The organism is Candidatus Darwinibacter acetoxidans (assembly GCF_041936445.1).
In the GTDB taxonomy this organism is placed as follows: Bacteria; Bacillota; Limnochordia; order Darwinibacteriales; family Darwinibacteriaceae; genus DTU010.
In genome coordinates this window covers 1-1,339 of sequence record NZ_JBHGXH010000201.1, presented here as the reverse complement: position 1 = coordinate 1,339, position 1,339 = coordinate 1, and the positions used below count along the sequence as shown (strand labels likewise).

Annotated in this window: 4 protein-coding genes; all 4 read right to left on the bottom strand. The window is 56.3% G+C overall.

Annotated features, from left to right (window positions below; all coding sequences use genetic code 11):
* The coding region (locus ACE4YL_RS07780) for a transcriptional regulator (protein WP_461369458.1) at positions 1-635 on the bottom strand (635 nt) is incomplete at its 3' end.
* A 4-nt stretch (positions 636-639) separates the two neighbouring features.
* Positions 640-864: a hypothetical protein gene (locus ACE4YL_RS07775; RefSeq protein WP_461369457.1), complete on the bottom strand. Its 225-nt coding sequence runs from the start codon at positions 862-864 to the stop codon at positions 640-642.
* Positions 861-1,109 carry a hypothetical protein gene (locus ACE4YL_RS07770; RefSeq protein WP_461369456.1) on the bottom strand — a complete coding sequence of 83 codons (249 nt, stop codon included), beginning with the start codon at positions 1,107-1,109 and terminating at the stop codon, positions 861-863. The genes ACE4YL_RS07775 and ACE4YL_RS07770 overlap by 4 nt, the downstream gene beginning before the upstream one ends.
* A partial coding sequence (locus tag ACE4YL_RS07765; RefSeq protein WP_461369455.1) for a hypothetical protein occupies positions 1,106-1,339 on the bottom strand: 234 nt, incomplete at its 5' end. The genes ACE4YL_RS07765 and ACE4YL_RS07770, both read right to left, overlap by 4 nt.

Sequence of the window (1,339 nt, the reverse complement as noted above, 5' to 3'; positions counted from 1 at the left end):
GTCGCCGGGTAGGGGATAAACTGCCCGCCATCTTTCTGCCAGTCAGCCGAAGTCTTGGCCCGCTCGAGGGCAGATATGATCTGCTCCATAAGCTGCTCGTCCGGCTTGATCTTGGCCCATGCTTTTTCAGCGGCTCCCTTGCTGCGCTTTTTGGGATAGATAGACCAGAAGGTGTCAAAGCGATCTTGTTGTGCACTCTGCGTACTAGTTGGATTCGGATTGGATTCGGATTCGGATTGGATTGGATTCTCGGGGACATTTGATAGCGTCTGATTTCCGTTGATTTCAGATGTTATCACGCCGTCTTCAGGTGCAGGAAACTTGCTCCGCTTTGCTCGTATCTGCTGATGTTTTTCCCAGGTCGTCATCTGGAGATATTCTTTGCCTTCGGCTTCGTAGGTGTAGATCAACCCCTGTTTGATCAGGCTCTTCATCCAGGCTCCTACATCCTTATCCTTTACGCTGTCGATCCGCAGCGGAAAACACTTCGCCCGCAGGATGGGCAGCCGGGCATCCATGCGCCCGTAGTCATCGCAATTGACGATGATCCGATAAAAGAGGATCTCCTCTTCCGGCTTCAGTGCGTCGATCTCATTACTGGTGCAGATTGATTCTTTTATGATCCTGTTAGGCACTCCATCACCCCCGCTCCTCCAAGTCCATAATCAATACCGCCACTTCATAATCCGGCCTGCCGACAGTCTCGGCTATCGTCCAGATTTTCGCGCCCTGCTTCCGCATGAGTTGAACGGTCTCCAACTCTTCCTGCATCCATGCAAAATTCCAGTCCTCTCCAGCGATGTAGAGATTTCCACCCCGCCGGGCGTGCTCCAGGTGCAGCAGGTCGGTTGCTTGAGCTCTCACGCCCCCGCCTCCTTCAAAAACATCACCCTGGCCCCAGTAGCAAAGTCGCCTCGCACCACCGGCAGGCCGTATAGCTCGTGGATCTCCGCCTGTTCTTCCGGTGTCTTGGCGACGCGCCGGTCTCCGTTGCTTTGATAGAGATAGGCATACTGGCCGCGCTCCTCACTCAGCCACAGCGAACAACGCAGGCCGGGCAGCGGCTCCCGCTCCCAGGTCAACTTCGTGAAGCCCCGCAGGCGTTTCATCGGTCAGCCACCCCCTCGGCCTTCTCGATGGCGGCCTTTAGCGCGCCTTCGCCGCTCCATTCTTGGGCAATGCCCCGCCGGTCCAGCTCCTCCACAAAGGCCAGCGCATCCTTGCAGGCTTCCAGCAGATCGGGCGCGGCCGCTATCAGCCGGGCATTGGCAGCGGCTTCCTCGAAAAATTCATCAGCCCCGTAACCATGGCAGGAAATAGTCAACAATTCATTGCCCAT

What these genes read in the sequence shown, in the direction of transcription:
- ACE4YL_RS07770 (WP_461369456.1), bottom strand. Translation starts at nt 1,109, where the DNA reads ATGAAACGCCTGCGGGGCTTCACGAAGTTGACCTGGGAGCGGGAGCCG.